This is a genomic window from Flavobacterium sp. UBA2787 (genome assembly GCA_002352205.1).
In the GTDB taxonomy this organism is placed as follows: Bacteria; Bacteroidota; Bacteroidia; order Flavobacteriales; family Flavobacteriaceae; genus Flavobacterium.
This window is the reverse complement of record DEHZ01000010.1, coordinates 683,200-707,057: the sequence shown is the minus strand read 5'-3', so window position 1 is coordinate 707,057 and position 23,858 is coordinate 683,200. Positions and strand designations below refer to the sequence as shown.

At 33.1% G+C, this 23,858-nt stretch carries 21 protein-coding genes; 19 read left to right on the top strand and 2 right to left on the bottom strand.

Annotated features, from left to right (window positions below):
• The first annotated feature begins 145 nt into the window (after positions 1-145).
• From B4N66_RS09835 to B4N66_RS09750, 18 genes are all read left to right on the top strand, one after another.
• Positions 146-751, top strand: coding sequence for a flavin reductase family protein (locus tag B4N66_RS09835; protein ID WP_291094361.1), 606 nt, complete (start codon positions 146-148; stop codon positions 749-751).
• A 52-nt stretch (positions 752-803) separates the two neighbouring features.
• On the top strand, positions 804-3,107 hold the full coding sequence (locus B4N66_RS09830) for an FAD-dependent monooxygenase (protein WP_291094360.1): 2,304 nt from the start codon (positions 804-806) through the stop codon (positions 3,105-3,107).
• 49 nt (positions 3,108-3,156) lie between these two features.
• Positions 3,157-4,749, top strand: a complete 1,593-nt coding sequence (locus B4N66_RS09825; RefSeq protein ID WP_291094358.1) for an AMP-binding protein — start codon at positions 3,157-3,159, stop codon at positions 4,747-4,749.
• A gap of 20 nt (positions 4,750-4,769) precedes the next feature.
• Positions 4,770-5,363, top strand: coding sequence for a hypothetical protein (locus B4N66_RS09820; protein ID WP_291094356.1), 594 nt, complete (start codon positions 4,770-4,772; stop codon positions 5,361-5,363).
• 2 nt (positions 5,364-5,365) lie between these two features.
• Entirely contained in the window at positions 5,366-5,797 is a 432-nt protein-coding gene (locus B4N66_RS09815) for an acyl-CoA thioesterase (RefSeq protein ID WP_291094353.1), read from the top strand.
• Positions 5,798-5,821: 24 nt separating this feature from the next.
• Positions 5,822-6,802: a carbon-nitrogen hydrolase family protein gene (locus B4N66_RS09810; protein ID WP_291094351.1), complete on the top strand. Its 981-nt coding sequence runs from the start codon at positions 5,822-5,824 to the stop codon at positions 6,800-6,802.
• 92 nt (positions 6,803-6,894) lie between these two features.
• On the top strand, positions 6,895-7,626 hold the full coding sequence (locus tag B4N66_RS09805) for a LytR/AlgR family response regulator transcription factor (protein WP_291094348.1): 732 nt from the start codon (positions 6,895-6,897) through the stop codon (positions 7,624-7,626).
• A gap of 15 nt (positions 7,627-7,641) precedes the next feature.
• The gene (locus B4N66_RS09800) at positions 7,642-9,525 is read left to right on the top strand and encodes a tetratricopeptide repeat-containing sensor histidine kinase (protein ID WP_291094346.1); all 1,884 of its coding nucleotides are present in this window, start codon (positions 7,642-7,644) and stop codon (positions 9,523-9,525) included.
• 175 nt (positions 9,526-9,700) lie between these two features.
• Positions 9,701-10,423: a hypothetical protein gene (locus B4N66_RS09795; protein ID WP_291094345.1), complete on the top strand. Its 723-nt coding sequence runs from the start codon at positions 9,701-9,703 to the stop codon at positions 10,421-10,423.
• A 117-nt stretch (positions 10,424-10,540) separates the two neighbouring features.
• Entirely contained in the window at positions 10,541-11,059 is a 519-nt protein-coding gene (locus tag B4N66_RS09790; protein ID WP_291094342.1) for a nuclear transport factor 2 family protein, read from the top strand.
• 62 nt (positions 11,060-11,121) lie between these two features.
• Entirely contained in the window at positions 11,122-12,051 is a 930-nt protein-coding gene (locus tag B4N66_RS09785) for an NAD-dependent epimerase/dehydratase family protein (protein ID WP_291094339.1), read from the top strand.
• A 7-nt stretch (positions 12,052-12,058) separates the two neighbouring features.
• Positions 12,059-12,547 carry a nuclear transport factor 2 family protein gene (locus tag B4N66_RS09780; RefSeq protein ID WP_291094337.1) on the top strand — a complete coding sequence of 163 codons (489 nt, stop codon included), beginning with the start codon at positions 12,059-12,061 and terminating at the stop codon, positions 12,545-12,547.
• A gap of 88 nt (positions 12,548-12,635) precedes the next feature.
• Positions 12,636-13,745: a cupin domain-containing protein gene (locus B4N66_RS09775; protein WP_291094334.1), complete on the top strand. Its 1,110-nt coding sequence runs from the start codon at positions 12,636-12,638 to the stop codon at positions 13,743-13,745.
• Between the two features lie 10 nt (positions 13,746-13,755).
• The gene (locus B4N66_RS09770; RefSeq protein ID WP_291094331.1) at positions 13,756-14,940 is read left to right on the top strand and encodes a retropepsin-like aspartic protease; all 1,185 of its coding nucleotides are present in this window, start codon (positions 13,756-13,758) and stop codon (positions 14,938-14,940) included.
• 53 nt (positions 14,941-14,993) lie between these two features.
• Complete coding sequence (locus B4N66_RS09765) at positions 14,994-15,902, top strand: fumarylacetoacetate hydrolase family protein (protein WP_291094328.1); 909 nt, start codon at positions 14,994-14,996, stop codon at positions 15,900-15,902.
• A 52-nt stretch (positions 15,903-15,954) separates the two neighbouring features.
• Positions 15,955-16,701: a maleate cis-trans isomerase family protein gene (locus B4N66_RS09760; protein ID WP_291094327.1), complete on the top strand. Its 747-nt coding sequence runs from the start codon at positions 15,955-15,957 to the stop codon at positions 16,699-16,701.
• Between the two features lie 227 nt (positions 16,702-16,928).
• The gene (locus B4N66_RS09755; protein WP_291094324.1) at positions 16,929-17,522 is read left to right on the top strand and encodes a LemA family protein; all 594 of its coding nucleotides are present in this window, start codon (positions 16,929-16,931) and stop codon (positions 17,520-17,522) included.
• 12 nt (positions 17,523-17,534) lie between these two features.
• The gene (locus B4N66_RS09750; RefSeq protein ID WP_291094322.1) at positions 17,535-18,593 is read left to right on the top strand and encodes a DUF3137 domain-containing protein; all 1,059 of its coding nucleotides are present in this window, start codon (positions 17,535-17,537) and stop codon (positions 18,591-18,593) included.
• A gap of 18 nt (positions 18,594-18,611) precedes the next feature.
• On the opposite strand, the gene B4N66_RS09745 is transcribed toward B4N66_RS09750, so the two are convergent.
• Both B4N66_RS09745 and B4N66_RS09740 read right to left on the bottom strand, forming a co-directional pair.
• Positions 18,612-19,535 carry a sugar kinase gene (locus B4N66_RS09745; protein ID WP_291094320.1) on the bottom strand — a complete coding sequence of 308 codons (924 nt, stop codon included), beginning with the start codon at positions 19,533-19,535 and terminating at the stop codon, positions 18,612-18,614.
• Positions 19,532-20,521: an SPFH domain-containing protein gene (locus B4N66_RS09740; RefSeq protein ID WP_291094317.1), complete on the bottom strand. Its 990-nt coding sequence runs from the start codon at positions 20,519-20,521 to the stop codon at positions 19,532-19,534. Before B4N66_RS09740 ends, B4N66_RS09745 begins: the two co-directional genes overlap by 4 nt.
• A gap of 219 nt (positions 20,522-20,740) precedes the next feature.
• Here B4N66_RS09740 and B4N66_RS09735 point away from each other — a divergent pair, with 219 nt between their 5' ends.
• Positions 20,741-23,857 (top strand): DUF6493 family protein, encoded by a 3,117-nt coding sequence (locus tag B4N66_RS09735; RefSeq protein WP_291094315.1) that lies wholly within the window; start codon positions 20,741-20,743, stop codon positions 23,855-23,857.
• Position 23,858: the final 1 nt, after the last annotated feature.

Below are 23,858 nucleotides of genomic sequence, written 5' to 3'. Positions count from 1 at the left end.
TGTTCATAATTATAGCTAAATTATAATAAAACAGCAAATTCTAATAAGTTATACCATTTTCATCTAAAAAAAGATAAATTTTAGCGTAAGAGATAAGTAAATATTCATGCTATTTTCTTTAATTTGTAGAAACAACAATCAACTTATGCAATTTAATACTAATGAAACAGACCCTTCTGTTTTATATAAATTACTAACCGGAACTATCATCCCCAGACCAATTGGCTGGATTTCGACTGTAGATGCTAACGGAATCAACAACCTCGCTCCTTTTTCTTATTTCAATATGGTTTCTCACAACCCACCTTGCGTGATGTTTTCCACAGCTAGAGATAACAATAAAAATAAAGATACACTGAATAATGTATTGCAAAACGGACAGTTTGTGGTGAATTTGGCAACATTAGATGTGGTAGAACAACTGAATGCAACTTCAGCTACGGTTGCATCCGATGTAGACGAATTTGAATTGGCCAGCCTTACTCCTATTGACTCTGTTTTCATCAAACCCAAACGTGTAAAAGAAAGTCCGATTCATTTAGAATGCGAAATGATTCATCATTATTTTATGGATAATAATGATGGTGGCGGTGCTTGCATCGTTATCGGAAAAATAAAAACCATTCATATTGATGATGCTATTTTGATGGAAAACAACCGAATTAATTTAGACGTTTATAAACCTGTTGCTCGTTTAGCAGGTTCAAATTATAGTACGTTGGGAGAACTTTTTTCAATTAAAAGAGCGTAATTTAATGTTTAAAAAATCAGTGTAAATCGGTGAAATCCGTGTCAAAATAAAAATGAAAAAAATAACAGTAATCGGTGGCGGCCCAGGCGGACTCTACTTTTCCATATTAACCAAAAAAGCAATACCTCATTGCCAAATCGATGTTTACGAACGCAACAAACCAGAAGACAGTTTTGGTTTTGGCGTAGTTTTCTCCGATGAAACATTAAGCGAATTTTTAATGCGAGATTTAAAATCGTATGAACTTATTCGCAGTGAATTTGCTTATTGGGATGATATCATCGTTGCTCGTGACGGACAAACCGTCAACAGTTCCGGAAACGGATTTTGTGGATGTTCCCGAAAAACATTATTAAAATTATTACACCAACGCTGCCGTGAAGAAGGTGTCAATCTGCATTTCGAACAAAATGTGGGTGATTTAAGCCAGTTTGCTGATTCAGATATTATTGTTGCGTGTGATGGAATTGGAAGTGTCATTCGAACACAATTTGCCACAGAATTTGGCACTAAAATAGAACTTAAAAAGAATAGATTTGTTTGGTTAGGTTCGACTAAGCCTTTGGATGCTTTTACTTATTTCTTTAGAACAACGCCTTTCGGAACCATTGTGGCACACACCTATCAATATGAAGAAGGAATGAGCACCTGGATTTTTGAATGCTCCGAAAAAACTTGGCAAAACATCGGTTTTGAAGTCACCAACGAAAAAGATACCATTCAAAAAATTACTGAAATTTTCGCAGCAGAATTAGACGGACATCCGCTTATTTCCAACAAATCACATTGGCGACAATTTCCGCACGTAACCAATGAAAAATGGTCATACAACAATATTGTTTTGTTAGGTGATGCGAAAGCAACTGCTCACTACTCTATTGGTTCAGGAACAAAATTAGCGATGGATTCAGCGATTGGTCTTTCCGATGCTGTGATTGCAAATCCTACGAATGTTGAAGCTGCTTTCGAACAATACGACAAAACCAGAAGAAATACGGTGGAAATGATTCAGTATGCAGCTTTGGTCTCGTTGGATTGGTTTGAAAATATGGATCGTCACATTCAACATCCGTTCTATCAATTTGCTTTTGGTTGTATGACGCGTTCCAAAAAAGTAACGTTTGAAAATCTACAAATTAGAGATAAATCGTTTACAGATAAAGTTTTAAAAGAGTTCAATGACAATTGCAATGTCAATGACAAAAATCAATCAGCGGCTTTTTCAACTTTCAAATTAAGAGATTTAGAACTTTCCAACCGAATTGTAATGTCTCCGATGGGACAATATTCAGCTGAAAATGGATTAATTAATAACTGGCATTTAGTTCATTACGGAAGTCGAGCAACCGGTGGCGTTGGATTGATTCTAACTGAAATGACAGCTGTTTCTTCAACCGGACGTATAACTTTAGGTTGTGCAAGTATTTGTAATGAAAATCAAATAGTTGAATGGAAAAAAATCACTGATTTCATTCATCAAAATACACAAACTAAAATCGGAATTCAACTCGGACATTCAGGAAGAAAAGGAGCTATAAAAAAACCTTGGGAAGGACAAAATGAACAGATTGATGATGCTTGGGAATTACTTTCCGCCTCTCCTATCCCATTCAATTCCAAAATGGCAACTCCGAAGGAAATGACTTTGGAAGATATGGATAAAATTACTGCTGAATTTATCCAAGCTACAAAAAATGCTGAACAAGCCGGTTTTGATATGATTGAATTACAAGCTCATCACGGATTTTTATTAGCTTCGTTTTTATCTCCTTTGACAAATACGCGAACGGATGAATTTGGCGGAAGTATTGAAAACCGCATTAAATTCCCCTTACGAGTGTTTAATGAAATGCGAAACGTTTTTCCACAACAAAAACCAATGTCGGTTCGAATTTCCACTTCCGATTGGGCAGAAAACGGAATTTCAGAGGAAGACGTGATCTACATTGCAAATGCTTTCAAATCAGCCGGAGCAGATATAATCAACGTTTCAACCGGAAATACAGTTGAACATCAAAAACCTCAAATGGGAAGAATGTGGCAAACGCCTTTTTCGGATTTGGTTCGAAATACAGTTCATATTCCCACCATAACCGCCGGATTTATTCAAGATATTGATCAAATCAACACCATCATTTTAAACGGAAGAGCGGATTTAGTGGCATTAGGCCGACCTTTATTAGCCGATGCGAACTTTGTCAGAAATGCTCAAGCGTATGAAAATGTGCAAACTGATGATATTCCGGTTCAATACAAAATGGGAAGTTCTCATTTATATCCGTTGAAAGCATCAGAAAGGAAACAAGTGGAAAGTATGAAGAAGGCGTTGAAGCCGAAAAGCAATAAAAAGAATTAATTAGAAATCTCAGCAACTCAGTTTCTCAGCAACTCAGCAACTCAAAAAAATGAAACACTATCAAGACAACTTCGCTCACGATTCCCTACCAAGCATCGACTTGCAACCCATCTATTTACCTGGTTTGTACGAAAACGATATGCTCAATTGTGTCGAACGTCTTTTAGATTCTCACATTAAAAACGGGAACGGAAATGCTCCTTGTCTTCGCACTTTCAAAAAAACGTGGACGTATCAGGATTTATTTGATAAAGCCAATCAAATTGCTAATGTTTTAGTGGATGATTTAGGTTTACAATCCGGAAATCGTGTACTGATTCGTTCTGCCAATAATCCAATGATGGTGGCGTTGTGGTTCGGAATTCTGAAAGCAGGCGGAATTGTAGTAGCGACGATGCCTTTACTACGTTCCAAAGAACTAAAAACAATCATCGAATGTGCCGAAATATCCCACGTGTTTTGTGACATCGCTTTAGAAAATGAAATTGATTTGGTGGATTCCGATTTTCTGAAAAGAATCTGCAAATTCTGTGGTTCAGAAAGCGGTACTTCCGAATTGGAAAATCTGATGATTAATAAACCTAAAACCTTTACTAATTTTCATTCCAAATCAGATAGTGTTGCTTTGATTGGTTTTACTTCCGGAACGACAGGATTACCCAAAATGACGGCTCATTACCATAAAGATATTTTGAATATTTGCGAAGCATTTCCAACGTATTCTCTTCAACCAACTGCAAATGATATATTTACAGGAAGTCCGCCAATCGGTTTTACCTTTGGTTTAGGTGGATTGGTTTTATTTCCGTTATATTTTGGTGCTTCCACATTTTTAATAGAAAAACCAACACCGGATGTTTTGTTGCAAGCCATTCAGGAACATAAAATCACGATTTGTTTTACCGCTCCAACCGCTTGGCGAATCATCACTACAAAAGTGAAAGACTATGATATTTCCAGCTTACGCAAATGTGTCTCTGCCGGAGAAACCTTGCCGTTAAAGGTTTGGGAAGATTGGCACAACGCCACCGGATTAAAAATCATTGACGGCATTGGAGCGACTGAAATGCTGCATATTTTCATTTCATCTAATGAAGAGAATATGAAACCAGGATCTACCGGTTTGGCCATTACAGGTTATGAAGCGAAAATCATTGATGCTAACGGAAATAACGTTTCTGCGAATGAACCCGGACGATTAGCCGTTCGCGGAATTACAGGTTGTAAATACCTAAATCGAATAGAAAAACAGCAAGAATACGTTCAAAATGGTTGGAATATTACTGGTGATATTTTCAAGCAAGATGAAGACGGTTACTTCTGGTTTGTCGCTCGTGGTGATGATATGATCATTTCTTCAGGCTATAATATTGCAGCAATTGAAGTAGAATCCGTACTTTTAACCCACGAAGAAATTCTGGAATGTGCCGTAGTTGGTTTACCTGATGATGAACGTGGGATGTTAGTTTGTGCTCATATTGTTCTAAAAGATGCATCTAAAGCAACGGATAATATGAAAAACCATATTCAACACTGGTTCAAAGAAGTAGCGGCTCCGTATAAATATCCGAGAGTGATTTATTTTACAGAAAATCTGCCTAAAACAGAGACTGGGAAAATACAGAGGTTTAAATTAAAGTAGTAAGTAGTAAGACTTTGATTATGAAAATAAAATTAATTTTACTTTTTTTGATAATCTATTCTTCCATCATAGCACAGCAAAAGGAAGCTCTTGATTCTATTTTTAATCAAACTAAAAAAATTGAAATCATAGCTTTTTATGCCAGAGATAAATGGGATCGCGAAGATCGTTCTATGTATGTAAACTACATAAAAAACAACAATATTGAAATAAAAGAAAAATATTTAAGGAATAGAATTCTTTTAAACCTAGATCAAATAAATAAATTAAAATCAGAATTAGGAAATTGTAAAACTGAAGATTGGGAGATTGGTTCTTGTTATTGGCCTAGACATATTCTAATCTTCACTAACGCTAAAAATGAAATATTTGGGTATATTGAATTATGTTTTAGTTGTGGTAATACACAATCTTCAAAAAATCTTAACTTTTTGGCTCGATGTGCTTTGAAACAAGAAAAATTATTTAAAGAATTTGGAATCACCTATTTTGATGACACAGAAGAAGAAATTAAAAAATTAAAAAGTAAAAGAGAAGAAGAACAGAGAGTATTTGAAGAAAAAATAAAAGCTATTGAAGAAAAAAATAAAATGAAACAAGAAAATAAAAGCTAACAATGACTAATTCTTTCACCAAACAAGAAAAAATAAAATTCAAACATATTGACTACGCTGGTATCGTGTTCTATCCACGGTTTTTGGAAATGCTCAATGATTTAGTAGAAGATTGGTTTGAAGAAGCACTCGACAGACCGTTTTCTAAAATGCACGAAACCAATGGAATTCCAACAGTTGATTTGAAAATCCAATTCAAAAACCCGGCTAGATTGGGAGAAGTTCTGACCAAAAAATTATGGGTAAAAGACATTGGTTTTGCATCAGTTTTATGTGGATTTCAATTCGTTAATGAAAAAGAAGTAACTGTTTTAGAAGGCGAAGTAACCCTTGTTAACGTAAAAATAGCTGAAGACAGAGAAAAAATCAAAGCAGAAGGTTTTTCAGAAGAAATGAAAGAGAAAATTTCAAGATTCATCAATCCTACTACTTAATACTCCCATTTTAATACTATCACAATGAACTTTCCAAAATTCAAAGCCGCTGCCGTTCAAACCTCACCCGTTTTTTTAAACGTTGATAAAACAATTGAAAAAGCGATTTCTTTCATCAAAGAAGCTAGTTCAAACGGAGTTCAATTAATTGCTTTTCCGGAAGTTTTTGTTGCCGGATATCCGTATTGGAATTGGATTATGACACCCGTGCAAGGCAGTAAATGGTATGAACAATTATATAAAAATTCGGTCGCTGTGACGGATGAATCTATGAAACCGCTATTCAAAGCTGCAAAAGATTTCAATATGCACGTGGTCATCGGAATCAATGAACGTGGCGATAGTTATGGCGAAATTTACAATACTAATCTTATCATTGATAATAATGGAAATCTCATCGGAAAACACAGAAAGCTTGTCCCCACTTGGGCAGAAAAGCTTACATGGTCAAGTGGAGATGGTTCTTCTTTAAAAGTTTATAAAACTGAAATCGGTCCAATCGGAACATTAGCTTGTGGCGAAAACACTAACACTTTAGCCAGATTTACGTTATTATCGCAAGGCGAATTGATTCACATTGCCAATTATATTTCGCTTCCAGTAGCTCCACCTGATTACAATATGGCGGAGGCGATTAAAATTCGTGCCGCTGCTCATTCGTTTGAAGGGAAATTATTCACCGTTGTTTCGTGTTCTACGATTTCAAAAGAAATTATGAATGTTTTAAAATCCGATGTTCCTAATATTGAAGAGTTATTGACTCGAAAAAGTTCGGCTTTCTCAGGAATTATTGGTCCAAACGGAGCTGTTGTTGGCGAACCTTTGATTGATGACGAAGGAATTGTGTATGCCGACATCGATTTGGAAAAATGCATTCAACCGAAACAAATGCACGATATTCTCGGACATTACAATCGCTTTGATATTTTTGATCTTCGTGTAAACACCGCTCCCACTCGAAAAATAACATTTATAGATAATCATGAAGATTTTAACAAAAGTTAAATAAAAAGCAGTATTTTTACATCCCATATACGTCTACCATTCAGAATTTTAAGATTATTACTGAAGTTATTCATTTATAAGTCATTTTCTTTATGGAAGGAAAAATAAAAATTCTTATTGTGGAAGACGAGATGATTATTGGTGCTAACATCGCACTGCAATTAACTAGTCTTGGCTATGACGTATTGGGAATTGTTTCTCATGCAGAAGAAGTTTTAGCCAAAATTCGTCAAACCTTACCGGATATTTTACTGCTTGACATCTATCTAAAAGGTGATTTAGACGGAATTGAATTGGCTCACTTCATTCAAAAAGAATTCAAAATCCCGATTATTTATTTGACTGCCAATGCAGATGATAAGCACTTTAACAGAGCAAAAGCAACAAATCCGTACGCATTTATATCCAAACCTTTCAAAAAATTAGATTTACAACATGCTATTGAATTGACGATTCTTCGCATTCAAGAAGAAAAAAAGTTAGAAGGTACTGACTTGGATACTTTTGTTATGAGTGATTCGATTTTTGTTCGAAGCCATGATAAAATGATAAAAATTAACATCAATGACATTCTTTATATTGAAGCCGAACGTAATTACTGCAAAATTCATTGTAAAGAAAAAGAACACCTCATTGTCAGTACGTTAAAAGATTTAGAAGAAAAGTTAAACGTCAAAAACCTGATGCGAATTCATCGTTCTTTTATCATCAACATGCATCACATCGACGAAATTGCAACCAGTCATTTGGTGATTGCCAAAAAAGCCATTCCTGTAAGTCCGGAACTAAAAAAACAATTATTGCTTCACATACAAAAAGTATAAATTTATCTGATGGCTATGAAATTAAAACTACTTATTCTTCTTTTATTTCCTTTTATTATTCATAGTCAACAAGCCACTTTGGCCGAATTAGAACTGAAACTAAATTCAGAAAAAAATCAAACTAAAAAACTAGAAATCATTTCCGAAATGGTCAATACTGTTTTTGGAAATGATATGAAACAAGCATTAGTATTGGCTAAAAAAGGTGTCAAATTAGCCGATCAACTAAACAATAAAAACTGGCAGCCTAAATTTTATGAAATGGAGGGCAGAATGCACGCTAACTTACTTCAGTTAGATTCTGCTAATTTATTTTTTGACAAGGCAATGAAAGGATATAAAGCCATTAATGATGTAAGAGGGCAAGCATCAACTTCGTTTAAAATGGCTTGGGTTTTAAAGAAAAAAGGTGAATATGATAAAGCGATGCAAAAGAACATTTATGCTTTAAAATTAATGGAAAGCATTGATGATAAAGCCGGAATTTGTGATGCAATGACTCGAATTTCGTGGGATTTAACCAAGCAAAATCGATTAACTGAAGCCTTAAATTATGCTGAAAAAGCAATCGATATGGCCGAGAAAAATAACTTGACTTCTGAATTTTTTTACGTTTATAATAATGCCGGTGACGTTGCCATTGCAATGAAAAAAAATCAACTTTCATTAGACTATTTTAATAAAGCAGCCGCCATCGTTGAAGAACAAAATTTAGGATTAACCAGTAAAGTAGATATTGGCAATAGTCAAGGAAATGCACTCAAAAAATTAGGTAGATATGACGAAGCCATTCGTTTTTATACCAATTGTTTAAAAATGGCCAAAGAAGCCAATTATCAAAACGGAATCAACACGGTAACTGCCAATTTAGGGGAAATAAATTTGTTAAAAGGAAATTATAAAGAAGCTCTTCCCTATCAATTGGAAACCGTTCGATTGCAGGAAACGAATAATGACAAAGCGAATTTAATTGAAAACTATCACCACGTCAGTACAATTTATCAGAAACTGAATGACTTTGAATCCGCGTTATCATACAAACAAAAAGCGTATGATTTGAGAGATAGCATAGGTTCTATTGAAAGTGATGCAAAAATGTCGGAACTCCTAACCAAATACGAAACAGAGAAAAAAGAGGAAACTATCGCTTTTCAAGAAGCTAAAATATCCCAACAAAAATTAGTTCAATATCTTGGAATTATTGTTGTTGGTTTACTGTTAGGATTGTTGATTTTTGGCTTCATCAGTTATCGAAATCGAAGCAAAAGCAATCGGTTATTAGCTCAGAAAAATGCTGAAAATGAATTGTTGATGAAGGAAATTCATCATCGGGTGAAAAATAATTTGGAAATTGTATCGAGTTTACTCGCTTTACAATCGGCTCAAATAGATGATACAAAAACAAAAGAAGCGATGACAGAAGGACAAAATCGGGTGAACTCCATCAGCATTGTTCATCAAAAACTCTATCAAGGAACGAATTTGGGTTCTATTGAGATGAAAGATTATTTTTTAAACCTCAGTCAAAGTATTCTCGACAGTTTTGGTGCAGAAGAAAAAGTCAAACTGAATTTAGCTATGGAAAAACTCGATTTAGACATTGATACAGCCGTTCCATTAGGATTGATAATCAATGAATTACTAACGAATACCATAAAATATGCTTTCCCTGAAGGCGATAAAGGAACAATTACCATCAAATTAGAAAAACAAAATGACCAACATCTTCATTTGGTTGTCACCGATAATGGTATCGGAAAATCCGGAATTACGCATGGAACCGGATTCGGAACTCAGTTGGTTTCCCTACTCACCCAACAACTAAACGGCACTATGAAAGAAGAATCAGAAAATGGAACAACCCATATTTTTGATTTTAAACTTCGAAAAGCAGCTTAATCTTCAAATTAATTCATTGCCACATTGACCAATTGGCACATTCCGATAAGTAAAACCCCTTTTTCGGACATTATTCCACCCACTTCGTCCTAAACCTATTTCATTTTCAGTTAATTACATTTTACTTAGTACCGGATATATATCCAATTCAACTAATCTTAAAAATTAATTAATCATGAAAAAATTACTCTTTTTAGTACTGCTATTACCAATAATAGCTATGGCACAAGTTGCAGAACGTCAAATATTGACAATGTCTGAATTAACGATCAAGCAAGGTCACCATGATCAATTCAAGGCAGGTGTAAAAATGTATAAAGAATGTTATGAAAAAAACAACGGAACAGATTCTTGGAATCTTTGGTCAAGATTGCAAGGAGAAGGAACCGTTTATGCGTTAACAGGATTGGTTAAAAACTGGGCAGATTTAGACAAAGATGATGAAGCTGGTAAAGCTTGTAGAGATATTGTCATCAATATGATAATGCCACACATTGAAAAAAATGTGTATCATTTGGCTTCTACTATGCCGGAAATGAGCACTAAAAAAGTAAATCCTGATCGAACAGTAGTTTGGGTAACTTACTTTAGAGTAAAAAACTCTACTGTTTTTAATGCAACCCTTAAAGAAGTTCATAACACACTAAAAGCTGTTGAAGGAGATGTTAGAGGTTCATGGTACTCATTTATGGGAGGTGATGAAAATGCTCCTAATTATATGGTAACAACTTCATATAAAGATTTAGCAGAATTGGATATCGAAAAAGACGGTGTTTGGAAAGTCATGGAAGATAAACATGGCGTAAAGAAAACCGAACAAATGCGAAATGATTTTAGAAGTTCTATTGATGGCTCATGGGGTTATACCTATATCTTAAGTAAAGAACTGAGCAAATAAAAGTATAACTCAATTCAACTTTATAAATTTATTGTACACGTTATCTATTTCTAAATCGAATTAATAACATTTTATTGAAGCGTGTACTAGAACAAATCAACTTAAAATAATGTAATCATGAAAAAAATAGTAATTGTAGCTATTGGATTATTAGTTTTGGCATCCTGTCAAGAAAAGCAACGTTACACCCAACAATCCCCGGAAATCGATTCGTTTAAAAAATCAATCGAAGCCTATGAAAAAGCAGATTGGGCAACAATGAAATCATTCTATGCGGATACTGCAAAAATTGAACACAATGTCACAAAAGACAAAGCAGTTAGTGTAGATAAATTAATCGAAGTAAGTAAAGAAGACACAGAACTTTTTTCGAATATAGATTTTATTGACTCCGAATCAGAGTATGAAATGGTAGTTACCGATAACGGCGAAACTTGGGTTAATTTTTGGGGAGATTGGAAGGGTACATTAAAAGCTACAGGTGAAGAATACATCCTGCCTTGTGCCATCACTGCTCAGTTTGTAAACGGTAAAATTGTTCGCGAAGTAGGCTTTTGGAATAACGCCAAAATTGCCTTGGATTTACAAAAACTGTCAGCAGCAACAACAGTCGTCGATAGTACTTCAACTAAATAATTATTAATTCAAAACCTGCAAGGAACTCAAAAGCTTTGCAGGTTTCTTTAAAATGAATCAAAATGAAAAAAGCAGGTATAATTGGTGGTTCCGGTTTCATAGGAAGCTATATCACCAAACAATTTTTAGACAATGGTTTTGAAGTAAAAGTTTCTACAACCAATATTTCAAAAGAAGAAAAATACCGTCATTTGATGAATCTGAAAAACGCCGATCATTTATACATTGAAGAATTAAATGTTGAAGATAAAGCACAACTCAAAGAATTTGTAAGTGAATGTGATATTGTTATTCACAGCGGAACCCCTTTCCAACTAACCATTACCGATCCTGAAAAAGAACTCTTTACTCCTACTATCAATGGCACAGAAAACTTTTTGGAAGTCATCAAAGCAACACCAAGCGTAAAAAAAGTGGTTCTTCTTGCTTCCGTTGCGGCTTGGAATACCAATTTTCCGATGCCGGCCGATGGCAAAAGTTTTACCGATACATTTGATGAAAACGACAAACGTTTCACCAGCGAAATGAGTCATCCGTATTGTCAAGCGAAATTCATCGCTAATCAAGTGGTGGAGCAATTTATAAAAGACAATCCGAACCTTTCTTTCGAGATTAGTTCCGTTTCACCAGTTATGGTAATGGGAAAATCAATGTCGGATAGAGAAGATTCTACTTCAACCGGAATGCAATTTTTAATCAAAAATAAAATCGCACCCGATGAATTTGTTCAATCTTTATTTGATAATGATGTGCCTTTTGCCATTGTAGATGTGAAAGATGTGGCACTGGCAACTTTTAAAGCAGCAACAACAAACAATTTACACGGAAAAGATTATCTGTTAACCAGTGAAACCTACAAAGTATCAGATGTTCACGAAATGTTGAATGATCGAAAACCTAAATCATCGGCGGAGATAATTTATAAAAATGATTTGGCAAAAAAGGATTTGAATATCTTGTTTAGACCTGTTTTGGAAACTTTAACGCAATAAAATTCAGATGAAGTTTTTATTCGAAAATAATCTAATAATTCTCCAAAAATGGTTTTTAATTGTTTTTGTATTAATTTTTCCATTGACGAATAATTTCGTATTTGCTCAGAAAAGTGAATTAGAAAAAGAAATTTGGCAGCTGGAGAATCGCTATTGGAATTACCTTGAAAGAAACGATACAACTTCCTATAAAAAACTTTGGATTCATAATCAAATCAATTATCAATCGGATGAATTGACTATTTCTGATGTAAAAAAATGTTCGTATTGGATGAAAGAAATCAATGAAGACAGTAGTTTGGAATTCAATTGTGCTCTTCATAAAAAAGCAATTGAGATAACGGAATACGCAGTCATAATTCACTATAATGTTGATAAATTCTGGACAGATAAGCAACATAACATCCACAAAAGTGAAACATTTAGTTTTTCACATACGTGGATAAAAAGCGAGAATTCGTGGTTATTATCCAATGGAATCGCAATTAAAAATTAGTCATTCAAAGTAATACATTGCCGATTTCACCCTTGAAAAATTCAAAGAATAATTGTAAATTTACCGTTTTATACTTTGAAAATTCAACATGGACGCAAAACATTCAGACGACGTTTACGGAAGAGCGAGAGTACAAGATTCCGAAGAACTAAAAGCATATTACAAAGATTTGGAAAACTTGGGTGCCGGTGCTCTATGGACGGTTGCTAATGATATCGAGCCGTGGGAACCTCGCTCCTCTTCTATTCCAATGCTTTGGAAATATGACGATTTGAGAGAATTAGTCCTTAAATCTTCAGAACTTGTAACTCCTGAACAAGCTGGTCGTCGTGTGGTCTATTTAGTTAATGATAAACGAAAAGACGTTTCTGCTGCTGTTGGTTGGTTATATACCGGAATTCAGGTGACTCGTCCGGGCGAATTTACGTCTGCTCATCGCCATCGTGCTTCTGCCCTACGTTTTATCATGGAAGGCGAAAAAGGTTATACTGTTGTAGATGGTAACAAAATAATGCTTGAAGTGAATGATTTCGTCATCACACCCAATTCTACTTGGCACGAACACGGCGTAGAAGAAGGTGGAAAAACCTGCATTTGGCAAGATGGTCTCGATATTCCTTTAATTAATGCGTTAGAAGCGAACGATTATGCCGTTTTAGATGGTAAACAAGAATTGATCGCTCCTTTAAATTACTCACCTATTTCCTATGGTTGTGCCGGATTAATTCCAGCCGATAAAACGTGGGACAAACCATATTCTCCACTTTTCAAATATTCTTGGTCGAATGTTTATCCCGCTTTGCTGGAAACACAAAAAGTAAGTGAAGTAAATCCTTTTGACGGGATTTTTATGAATTATACCAATCCGCTCACTGGTGGCCACGTGATGCAAACGATGGGTGCTTCAATACAATTATTGCCTGCCGGTTTCAATGGAAAAGCTCATAAACATACCGGATCTTTTGTCTATCAATGTGCAAAAGGTAAAGGATATTCCATTATAAACGGTCAGCGTTTTGACTGGAAAGAACGAGATATTTTCTGCGTTCCATCGTGGGCTTGGCACGAACATCACAATCTTTCTGAATCTGAAGATGCATGTTTATTTGCATTTAATGATTTACCGGTCATTGAAAAATTGGGATTATATCAAGAAAAAGTTTATTCAGAAAATAATGGTTTTCAATCTTATAACTAAAATTAATTAAATGATAAGATTAAATATAACGATTCTATTTTTATTTGTAACAAGTCTATTATTTTCTCAAAAAATAGCTTTTGATCAGGGAAAAATCAATCAAAAGAATTACTACGAAGAAATCAGTTTTGAATTGGTTAATGATAAAATCATTCTTCCTGTAGTTATTAACAATAAAACCTTTAAATTTTTATTAGATACTGGTGCACCTAACGTAATTTCAAAAACAGTTTTAGCGGAAATTAACGTCCAAAACAGCAGAAAAATAAACGTTTCCGATGCCAATAATCAAAGTGATAAAATGGAAATGGTTGCCATCGAATCGATGAAACTAGGCAATCTTACTTTTGATAATACTACGGCTTTGGTCAGTGATTTAGATAACCATTTTATATTGAAATGTTTTAAAATGGATGGTTTTATTGGGAGTAATCTTTTACGAAATTCGGTTATAAAAATTAGTTTAAAAGATAAAAAAATCATTATTACAGATGATGTTAAAAATCTTAAAACAAAAGCAAAGCCTTCAAAATTAATATTATTTGGCGAACAAAAATCTCCTTACGTTAAAATTAAATTTTTAGACAAAAAAAAACATATTGTTTCTGAAGAGGTCTTGATTGATACAGGAATGGACGGTTTTTATGAAATGTCAAACAGAGCTTTTAATATCTTTTCAACTGAAAATGTATTTGAAGAATTATCTAGAAGCACCGGTTCAAGTAGCATCGGGCTTTTTGGAACAGCTCCATTGAAAGAACAAATTCTATTTAAAGCTACTTTTTTAAAATTAAATGGTACCACGTTTGAAAATTTAATTTCCAATACAACAGACGACAATAATTCCAGAATTGGTCTAGATTTATTGAAACATGGAGATATAATAATCGACTTTAAAAAGAAGAAATTCTATTTTGAAGCTATTGAAACTGTCGTTTTAGATAAAAAACCGCCAATTTACAGTGCAACCATTATTGATAACAAATATTCTATTGGTTTTGTTTGGGATGAATCTTTTAGAGATAAGTTAAGCTACGGAGACGAAATCATCCGAGTAGATTCATTTGTACTTGATCAAATGGACTTTTGTGATATTGTTAAAATAAAAAACTTCAGAAAAGATAATCAATCGTATGAATTGGAAGTTAAATCTAAAGATAATTCAAACACTCAAATTGTAAAAATTGAACAATAACTTTTCACTTGTACACATAACCTTAGTAACTTAGAAAATCATCACCTTTATACATGAAATTACTTACCTACAAAACAAAAGACACAGAACCTCGCCTAGGATTTCTTCATAACAACTTAATCATTGATATGGAAGATTTTGGTGAAATATCTAATTTTCCATTACCAATTGATATGTTAGATTTAATTGATTTGGGATTTGAAATTATCGAAGAAATTACCGAGATGATAAAAGAAACCCGTGAAATCGACTTCGAACAAATTGGTTATACCTTTGATGAAGTAGAAATTTTGGCTCCAATTCAACGTCCACGAAAAAACATTATCGGAATTGGTTTAAATTACACCGAACATGTAGCAGAAAGTGCCCGAACACTCGATACAACAGGAAAATTACCTCAAAAACCAATTATCTTTTCTAAACCACCAACAGCTGTTACAGGTCCAAATACTGAAATAATATTGAACACAAAATTAACCCAACAATTAGATTGGGAAGTTGAATTGGCTGTCGTAATTGGTGATTATGGTAAATATGTTCCGAAAGAAAATGCGTTAGATTATGTATTTGGTTATACTGTTATAAATGATATTTCTGCTAGAGATTGCCGCCGTGAAGGACAATGGATAGTTTCCAAAGGACAAGATACGTTTGCACCGATGGGGCCTTATTTGGTGACAAAAGACGAAATTCCGAATCCGCATAATTTGAATTTATCATTAAAGCTAAATGGTGTTGAAAAGCAAAATTCCAATACCAAATATTTACTATTTAATATCAATGATTTGATTGAAGATTTAAGCACTGTTTTCACCCTAGAACCCGGCGATATCATTGCTACAGGAACACCAGCCGGAGTTGGAGCCGGTCGTAATCCCCAAGAATGGATGTGGGATGGTGATGTGGTGGAAGCCACTGTGGAGGGAATTGGAACGATTGTTAATACTGTAAAAGAAATTTAGTATTCTGTTATTTATATTAACTTGAAACTTTAAACCTGAAACTTTTTAAAAAATGAAATACAGAATAGGCCAAATCGTCCCTTCCTCAAACGTAACAATGGAAACCGAAATCCCAGCTATTTTCAGAGCAAGGGAAACCATTTTACCTGAACGTTTTACCTTTCATTCCAGTCGAATGCGGATGAAAAAAGTAACGAAAGAAGAACTTGAAGCTATGGATGCAATGAGTTTAAAATGTGCACAAGAATTATCCGATGCTCACGTAGATGTGATGGGATATGCTTGTTTAGTAGCCATTATGAGTATGGGTCGAGGTTATCATTGCGTTTCCGAAGTGAATTTGCATCAGGAAACTGTTGCGAATGATTTCCCTACTCCAATTGTAACATCTGCCGGAGCATTGATTAATGGTTTGAAGGTTTTAGGTGCCAAACAAATATCGATTATAACTCCCTATATGCGTCCGCTCACGGATATGGTTGTAGATTATATTGAACACCAAGGCATCAAAGTAAAGGAAAGCATTGCTTTAGAAATTCCGGATAATTTGGAAGTTGCTGCACAAAATCCGATGAATTTATTGGAAATATATAAGCAACTGGATTTAGCTGATGTTGATGTGTTAGTTGTTTCAGCCTGTGTACAAATGCCTTCGTTGGAGTCTATCGATTTAATTCAGAAAGAATGCGGAATCCCGGTGACTTCCGCTGCAGTTTGTACGACTTATGAAATGATGAAAAAGTTAGGAATAGAAGCTAAATCAAGTATTGGTGGCGAATTGTTGAGTGGAAAATATTGAAAAAGTTCATCACATACAAAATCAAATTTTTCTTGTTTTTGTTGATGGGAATTATGCTGCTGAAATGGTTCGGAATATATTTTGCATTATGTATTCCTATTATAATTCTTGTATTTATAACAATTGTGAGAATTAAAAATCATAGTTAATATTTATTCTTTTAAAACCATGTTAAAATTATATTTCAAATTATTTATATTTAGCGAATTAATAAAAAACTTAACAAAATGAATAAAACTGTTGCATTGCTAATTCTTACAATAACAATAATTGTGACGCTTCCAATTTTTTTCATTACAATACCAGTATTGATTGTGATATACAACGGCTTGGTTAAGAAAAAAAATCAAGTACAATATGCTTTTAGTGGTGTTGATGTGGCTTTGCAAAAAAGAGGTGAGCTTATCCCAAATTTAGTTGAAAGCGTTAAAAAGTATATGGATTATGAACAAACTACCTTAAAAGATATAGTTGAGTTACGAAGTAGAATAGGCAATACAAATCCGAATTCAACGCAAAGATTTGAAATGGAAAATAAGTTAACTGGACTTTTAAAAAATTTAATGGTTAATGTAGAAAGCTATCCCGATTTAAAAGCAAACCAAAACATGATTCATTTACAACGCACTTTAAATGAAACTGAAGAACAAATAAGTGCATCAAGAAGAGCTTACAATTCTGCTGTAAATAGTTTAAATAATGCTATTCTAACTTTTCCTTCCAATGTGTTAGCCAGTCTATACAATTTCAAGATAAATCCATATTTTGTTGCCGACGAGAGTGCTAAAATCACACCCAACTTAAAGCAATTATTCAATTAATTCACAGTTCTAATGATTGACGAAAAATTAAGATCATTTTTAAAAGAACGTGCAATCTATTTAGAAAAGCAACGAGTTAAAGCAATACGGTATAATCATCTTTTCAAAATAGTAAAGCCATTAAGGAAAATTCTAAAATTTGTTCTGATTCTATTGGTTATTATCAACCTGATTATTCCAATTCTTATTCCGTTGACCATTACTGTTGGCGTTGTTTATCTCCTACTTTGGTTTGTAAATGATCCAAAAGAAGTTTTTGAATCAACACTCAAAGAGGATGTGTTGCCTTCTCTATTCAAACACATCAATGAAACGTATAACTATTCTGCCTATGGATATAACCAAAATTCGTTGCAAAACAGCGAAATTCTTTCCAAAGGACATTTTATCAACACCGTAGAAATTGAAGGAGAAGATTATGTAAGTGGAATAATTGAAAACATTGAAGTAGAATTTTTCGAAATTAAATTTTACAAAGAAAAAATTAATTACGTCAAAACGGCTGGGGGTTGCTTACTCGCATTGGTTTTGTTACCTATTTTCATCATAAAAAGTTTTTTTGATGATGATAATCAACTTGATGAAGTTTTTGATGGACCGGTAAAAGACATAAACGTTTTCTTTTCAGGATTTTTTATGTTTGCCGACTTTCACAAGGAATTTAATGGTAAAATTATGATGATTCCTAAAAATAAAGATCGCATCAAAGATAAATTCAATGAATTATTAGAACCCAAAAATTTGACTAAAATAACGGTTGAAAATTCATACATAAATGATAATTACAACATTTATGCTTCTAACATTCAAACAGGTTATTACGTTTTGTCGCAAAACTTAATTGATAAAATTCATACACTGGCAGAAAAAGAAAAAACATTGCCAATTATATCGTTCATTAATGGTAAAATGTACTTTATTATTCCTTGGAATAAGAACTTTTTTAAAGTAAATTTATTCCAGAAAATTGAAGATGAAAATTATTTTCTAACTTACATTCAGGAAATAAATGAGTTTGAAAAAATTGTAAAAGACTTGAATTTAGATACTAGGATTTGGAGTAAAGTATAACATTGAAAAATAGTAAGTCTATTTATTCATCACAATGTTAGCCGTTTCAGCTGCAATGCCAATGGTAACAATTGCACCGCTATTAAATTTTAGAAAATCCGATTCAATTCCGTCACTAAAAATAATTCCGCCTGTAGGCATTAATGATTCAATAGTTAGATGATTTTGTCCTTTTATGATTCCTGCTGTTATTCCTGTTTGGGTTCGAATACTTTGAAAAGGTTCTCGAACAGCAAATAACAATTCATTATCTTTTAGTTTAGGTTTTTTGGGTTTTAAATTTTTTTCAAACATACTCGCAACACCATACGCCATATTGAAAATTGAACTCAACCAGCCCGTTGATCCTGCCGGTGTGGAGACTATTAATCCGCTTGACGAATGTTCTTCGATGGTTTTGTTGAAGGCTATTTTATAACGAGCAGAAACATGAGAAGAAGCTCCAATAAACAGATCATTAAATGCTAAAAGTCGTTGTCCGTCATTTAACTTCGCTTCTGCAAATCGCATAGTTTTTGATTGATATTGTTTCGAAATAACTTGTTCAACACCAACCAAAAAATCAGAAGTATCAAACGGTAACAATACACCATCATATCTTTCTTTATCAGGATTTACAGCTACAATCGGACATCCTTTAGAATATTTAGCTGTGTTTGCAACCAACCCATCTTGGCCAATTACAATAATCAAATTCTTTTCAGAAAATAAAAATGATGGAAGATATAATCGTTCAATAGTTTTGTTTTTTACAACTTTTGAAAGCTGCGTTTGCAATTCAACCAACGCATGATGAAAAGTTTCATGTTCACGAACATAGTCATCAAAATTTCCACCTAGACTTTCTATGTAAAATTTGGCTTGTGCTTTTGTATTAAATCGTTCAATTAAAGCCTCAAGTCGGGTTTTATTCTTGACAATTATGGCGTATTCGATATTCATTTCTTATTCTCTCGCTTATCACTTAAAATAGATTCTAAAAGTTCGGGGCTAATATTCAAATTACCAATTTTATCAGCATTTTCGGCAAGTTGTCTAAAAGCGAGTGAAATATTGAATTTTGGATCCGGGTTATTATTCAAAGCTGTTAAAATCTTCCAGTCAATATCTTTATACGGTTTTAAAGTCGTTTCAATTACAAAACCTTGCGTTTCAGCTTCTTTTTTATCGTTGGCCGTTTGTTGCTCAATTAATAATTTTCGTTGATTTTCAACAGCTATATCGGCTTCGAGTTTCATTTCACGGAGTTTTCTGTCGTTATCTGCTTTTTGAACATCCGACTCCATTTTCTTTTCAGCAATTTGCTTTTGTTTTTCTTCCACAGCAATTTCGGTATTCAATTCGGTTTCTCTGATTCTTCGCTCCTGCTCTACAGCAAAATTTCTGCGTTCATAAATGGCTTGGTCGGCTTCTTGTTGCAACTGTTCACGGGTTTCAGTTTCCAATGCTCTCGCCATTTCAGGTGTAGCTTGAATGGCTAAAATATTGGCTCCTAAAATTTCAATTCCAAGCATAGTAATTGCCGGTGATACTTTTAAACCTTCCAAAATTCTATCCTCAATCGTTTTGGCAGATCGAATGGCATCTTTCAATTTAATTTCATGAATAAAAGAGGAAGTAGCGGTTTGTGCTTCGTTAATAATTCGCTGATTCAATTTCTCAATATCATTTTTTTTATATTGTCCGTTATCAGTAACGGTAAAATCAAGAACATCGGCCAATGTTTTCGGATTACTTATTTTATAACTAATTTGACCTTGAATCGTCACTGTTTGATAGTCATTCGTCGATTCATTAAAAATAAACGGCAAATCATTACTTCCCATAGGAATGGCAACAATCGAACTATTAGGAGCAAAATAGAAAAAAGAAAGACCTCTACCTTCTCTCGAAATCTTTCCATTCGAGAATTGAAGAACGTAAGTCATTGAATCAAATTTGATGTGTTTTATACCGAACATAGGTTTGTGGTTTTTATCGAAATCAAAGCTATACAAATTAATGTAAGAATCAAAAAAGAATAGTAAATGAATTTTCAGTAAAAAATGTTAGAAATTAACAAACAAAAAAAATGCTTCATTTATTAAATTCAATAAATATTTTAGATATTTACTATTTTAAAAATATCGCTATAATCTTATAATTATATGAATAAACATCTCAAGTACATTGACGGAAATTCAGATAAATTTTGGCAAATTGAAGTTAAAGGAAATCAATATACTGTTACCTACGGCAAAAATGGAACTTCAGGTGTATCACAAATCAAATCATTTGAGAGTGATGAACTTTGTCTTAAAACAGCCGAAAAACTTGTAAATGAAAAACTTAAGAAAGGATATTCAGAAACCGGAGAAGTTGCTATTAAAGATAAAATTGATGCTAAAACCGGAAAAGTAACAAATATAAGTGCCATTCTGGAAGAATACGATGAAATTATTAAACAAAAAGATGTCTCTCGTTTACTACCTTTTTTGATTAAAAATACAAAAGGAAATTTAGAACCAATTCGTAAACACATCAAAAAAAATAAACGATATTGGATGACCTATGTTGATTTGAACCTTGAACCCGGTGCGAAATTTAAGAGGAATGAATGGCGTTGGGGAATTAGAGGTGATGAAAAGATTACAGAAATAATCTCTCTTAGTGCAATGGCCACGTTTGACAAAACAGATATAATTTCATTTGAAGAGGTGTTTTCTGTTTTGGAAAAAGCAAATGAACCACACATTTTAGAAATTCTTCAATGGGCAAAACCTACATGGATAGAGTTTTTTCTGTTGGATAGGTTCAGAAAAAATGATTGGATTAGTTTTGATTATAACTCTTTACGTTTTCTTGAAGAAAATGATTTTTTATCCTATAATCCTGAACTTTTTACACTTTGTTTATCACGATTTAATAGTTGGCACGGAAAAGTTAAACCGCGGGAATTTATTTTGTTTCTCGTAAATGATAAAACTGCCTACGAAAGGGATGTTCCTCAATTGTATAATTATGAAACTAACATTCAAAATAGTACATTTAGAGAAAATGAAACGGCAAGTTACAGAGAATTCAATACTTGGTCAATTTTATTTTTGCAACTATTAGAAGAAAATAAGTTAGATAAAAAAACATTTATTGAAAATGCAATTCTTATTCAAACCAAAGATTGGAACAATAATCTGAAACTGTTTTTTAGAAAGCTATTAACAGACATAAATCCATCATCAGATGAATTAATTCCTTTTCAAGAATATATATTTACATTTTTTCATAATTCTAATCCAACTATTGTTAATTACGGGGCAGAGTTAATCAAGAAATTGTTTGACCATCCAAAATTTAAAACAAAAATCTATTTGGAATGGTTAGAAAGTTTGATGATGCGAAATGATTCTAAAAACGCCATCAAATCAAGCTTAATGGTATTAGAAAAATTAAGTAAATCCAATGCTAAATTAAACAAACAAATTGCTTCTTTAATAGTGGACATTTATGTGATTCCGGATTTGAACTTACAAGAAAGAACAACGAAATTACTCCTAAAAATTGGCAATGAAAAAGATAAAACACTCACCGAAAAATTAGAATCTTATTCTTCTTATTTACAAGGAAGTATTAAACCACTTTTGAGTAAATTCTTAAGCGAAGAGATAATTCTTGAAAGCGAAACCTTCTCTGCCGCGTATCAATATCATCCGCAAAGAGAAAATTATCTTGTTGAAGAAGTTGAATTACCAAAAGATTGGAACGATATTCTTATGCAAATTGGACGTTTTATTTCTTCAGATGATATTATTGATTCAGAAATTATATTGCATATCTTTATTACGCAAAGAGATTTATTTCCAAATGATTATAGTAAGCAATTGCAACCTTATTTAAAACAATTGGATAAAACTTATTTTAATAGCGTTTTGAAAAATTATGTCAAAAATTTACTTATAAATAAAATCCCAAACAAAAATCTTGTTTATAAAATTGAAGACAAAGAATATATTTCTCTTACAACTTTAAAATTAATTAAACCATTAATCGAAATTACGTTACAAAAGAATAATAAAAACTCAACGTTACCTTTACTTTCGTTACCAACCCACAAGCCGCATTGGATTGAACCAAAAACACTTTTGAACAGATTAATTCAATACGAATCTGCTAATGAAAATATTGACATGGTTGATTTAAGTATTGCCATTAGCAGAATGCCACGTGAAAATGTGGAAAAGGCAATTCCTTTATTAGATAAATTAAATCCTGAAATGAAGGAATTAATGGCGTATTGTTTAGGTACTTCAAATGAACTTAAAATCAATAGCAATTCGACTTCACTATTATCAAAACTTTTTCAAAAAGCAACCGGAAATTCGCAAAACGCAGAAAAATTAGCACTTTGGGCTGTGGCTGCACGAACTTTTTATCCTAATGATACTTTTAATGATTTTGAAAAAACCGAACTCAAGGATATTCCTTTTGTAACAGCTCCTTTTGTCCCAAAAATTGAGTTTAAAGAGAAATGGAATGAATGGAAAAATTATCAAACAAAGGAATTGGAACGTTCGCCATCTTGGACGGAGTTACGATACAACCTTCCAGTTGAAAAATCGGTTCCTAGAAATTTTATTTATAATTTAGATTTGCATCCCAAAAAAGAAAGATATACTTGGCATTCTGAATATGTTTTGAATTCCGACGAAAACACATATTACTGGAATAGCCTAATGCCCCAAAATAACGAACCATTGGCTTGTCTTTTGCTGAAAAAAAACTGCAAAACTGCCGATGGAACAAACAATGAGTTAAAAGGTTTTTTAAATGTAATAAACCAGAATGGATTTCAATTTACTGATACCTCCTTACTCGTTTTTGCTTGTTGTTTTTTTCAAGAAAAAAAAGAAGTTAGGTTATTGGCTTCTGAGGTTTTAATTAATTTAGTAGAAAAACAAGCAATTGACATACATGCTTTTTCTGAAAAAATAGCCTTATTAGTTTCAAATAAATATGGTGTTTTACTGCGAATGGTTGACGGAGTTATAGCGTTAAAAGATACTTCGCCTCAACATAATGCCGCTTTATTTTTAGTATTAGATGGGATTTTTAAACGATTCGTTATCAAAGATAAATTGCCTACAAACTTTAAAAAAATGGTTGAAAATTATGTGGATGTTACACTAAAAACAAATAGTAAGCCTTCTTCTGAAAGTATCGCTTTTTTTGAAAAACACAAAGAGAACAATTCATTAAAACAATTAATCAAACAACTACCAATCTCTTAGC

What these genes read in the sequence shown, in the direction of transcription:
- B4N66_RS09835 (WP_291094361.1), top strand. Translation starts at nt 146, where the DNA reads ATGCAATTTAATACTAATGAAACAGACCCTTCTGTTTTATATAAATTA.
- B4N66_RS09830 (WP_291094360.1), top strand. Translation starts at nt 804, where the DNA reads ATGAAAAAAATAACAGTAATCGGTGGCGGCCCAGGCGGACTCTACTTT.
- B4N66_RS09825 (WP_291094358.1), top strand. Translation starts at nt 3,157, where the DNA reads ATGAAACACTATCAAGACAACTTCGCTCACGATTCCCTACCAAGCATC.
- B4N66_RS09820 (WP_291094356.1), top strand. Translation starts at nt 4,770, where the DNA reads ATGAAAATAAAATTAATTTTACTTTTTTTGATAATCTATTCTTCCATC.
- B4N66_RS09815 (WP_291094353.1), top strand. Translation starts at nt 5,366, where the DNA reads ATGACTAATTCTTTCACCAAACAAGAAAAAATAAAATTCAAACATATT.
- B4N66_RS09810 (WP_291094351.1), top strand. Translation starts at nt 5,822, where the DNA reads ATGAACTTTCCAAAATTCAAAGCCGCTGCCGTTCAAACCTCACCCGTT.
- B4N66_RS09805 (WP_291094348.1), top strand. Translation starts at nt 6,895, where the DNA reads ATGGAAGGAAAAATAAAAATTCTTATTGTGGAAGACGAGATGATTATT.
- B4N66_RS09800 (WP_291094346.1), top strand. Translation starts at nt 7,642, where the DNA reads ATGAAATTAAAACTACTTATTCTTCTTTTATTTCCTTTTATTATTCAT.
- B4N66_RS09795 (WP_291094345.1), top strand. Translation starts at nt 9,701, where the DNA reads ATGAAAAAATTACTCTTTTTAGTACTGCTATTACCAATAATAGCTATG.
- B4N66_RS09790 (WP_291094342.1), top strand. Translation starts at nt 10,541, where the DNA reads ATGAAAAAAATAGTAATTGTAGCTATTGGATTATTAGTTTTGGCATCC.
- B4N66_RS09785 (WP_291094339.1), top strand. Translation starts at nt 11,122, where the DNA reads ATGAAAAAAGCAGGTATAATTGGTGGTTCCGGTTTCATAGGAAGCTAT.
- B4N66_RS09780 (WP_291094337.1), top strand. Translation starts at nt 12,059, where the DNA reads ATGAAGTTTTTATTCGAAAATAATCTAATAATTCTCCAAAAATGGTTT.
- B4N66_RS09775 (WP_291094334.1), top strand. Translation starts at nt 12,636, where the DNA reads ATGGACGCAAAACATTCAGACGACGTTTACGGAAGAGCGAGAGTACAA.
- B4N66_RS09770 (WP_291094331.1), top strand. Translation starts at nt 13,756, where the DNA reads ATGATAAGATTAAATATAACGATTCTATTTTTATTTGTAACAAGTCTA.
- B4N66_RS09765 (WP_291094328.1), top strand. Translation starts at nt 14,994, where the DNA reads ATGAAATTACTTACCTACAAAACAAAAGACACAGAACCTCGCCTAGGA.
- B4N66_RS09760 (WP_291094327.1), top strand. Translation starts at nt 15,955, where the DNA reads ATGAAATACAGAATAGGCCAAATCGTCCCTTCCTCAAACGTAACAATG.
- B4N66_RS09755 (WP_291094324.1), top strand. Translation starts at nt 16,929, where the DNA reads ATGAATAAAACTGTTGCATTGCTAATTCTTACAATAACAATAATTGTG.
- B4N66_RS09750 (WP_291094322.1), top strand. Translation starts at nt 17,535, where the DNA reads ATGATTGACGAAAAATTAAGATCATTTTTAAAAGAACGTGCAATCTAT.
- B4N66_RS09745 (WP_291094320.1), bottom strand. Translation starts at nt 19,535, where the DNA reads ATGAATATCGAATACGCCATAATTGTCAAGAATAAAACCCGACTTGAG.
- B4N66_RS09740 (WP_291094317.1), bottom strand. Translation starts at nt 20,521, where the DNA reads ATGACTTACGTTCTTCAATTCTCGAATGGAAAGATTTCGAGAGAAGGT.
- B4N66_RS09735 (WP_291094315.1), top strand. Translation starts at nt 20,741, where the DNA reads ATGAATAAACATCTCAAGTACATTGACGGAAATTCAGATAAATTTTGG.